Source organism: Paraliomyxa miuraensis (assembly GCF_026337845.1).
GTDB lineage: Bacteria > Myxococcota_A > Polyangia > Nannocystales > Nannocystaceae > Paraliomyxa > Paraliomyxa miuraensis.
On the sequence record NZ_JAOVZF010000087.1, the window covers coordinates 1 to 1136 of the forward strand.

The 1136-nt window shown below is 70.5% G+C and carries 1 protein-coding gene; it reads left to right on the forward strand.

Features of this window, described 5'->3' with window-relative positions; genetic code table 11:
* A partial coding sequence (locus tag OEB96_RS00390) for a hypothetical protein (protein ID WP_266213384.1) occupies window positions 1–1136 on the forward strand: 1136 nt, incomplete at both ends.

Consider the following 1136-nt stretch of genomic DNA (forward strand, 5'->3'; position numbering starts at 1 on the left):
CTGCTGATCCCTCGACGCGACCTCACGGGCGGGCCATGGGTCGACGCATGGGGGTATCGCTTCGCGAAGGAAGTGGTCGTGGCCGTCGCCGCCACGCCCGAAGGCGAGTCCGCCCCGCCCGGTTTCAGCGAGCCCGTGTCGTTCGTCGAGGAGGACGCAGGGCTCCCGGGCGCACCGATCTACACCGTGGTCCCGCTCGATCACGACGGCGACGGCCTGACCGATCTGTGGCTATGCCAGGGCGATGGCTACAAGAGTGGGCGCTGGGTGCTGGCCAAGCGCGGCCCCGATCCCGGGGGTCCGTCGGGGCACTACCACTTCACCACCTACGACAGCGGCGTGGGCTGCTCGGTGCACGACGAGCTGCTGGTGACCAGCCTTCGGGGTGGTCGACAGGATCTGCTGGTGGTTCCCGCTTATGCGACGGGTGCCGCCATGCCGGTCCCGGCCGACTTCGAGAGCCCGCAGGCGTATCACGACGGGTACCTGCCGCTGCCCGAGGATCAGCGCGCCGACTACCTCGCGCTCGCGTTCGAGCCCGGTGGTCCTCCGGGCACGCTGGAGCCCACGGGCCTGCCGCGCGATCAGTATCAGCGCTGGCACGACCGCCGCTGCCGCAACGGCCTTTCGCGTGCGGTCTTCGGTCGGCCGGTCGCCAGTGCTGGGCTGGGGCTCGACAAGCTCGCCGACGTCAACGGCGATGGTCTGGTCGATGTCGTGCGCTACGAGCTGGCGTCGGGCGACCACCCCGGCAACCCCGAGCTGCCCCTGGGTCTGGCCGACGGCGCGCACTGGGGCGAGGGCATCGTCTGCGGCACCGGCGTCGAGGCCAACCACCCCACGGTGATCCGGCCCTACATCAACACCGGCGACGGCTTCGAGCCCGGCCCGCCGATGCACACGTTCCAGGGCAACCCGCACGCCAACCTGTGGCTCGGCTTTGTGGCCGCGCAGCTCTACGACTTCGACCTCGACGGGATCGTCGACCTCCTCCTGCCGTCGTCGGGCGTGGGTGGTGGTTGGACGGCCGTGGTCTCCAATGGCGACGGCACGTACACCGATCATCCCGTGGGAGGGATCCCTTCAGGGTGGCCCGCGTACACCGACGACACCACCTGGCGCGAGCGGACCGAGGC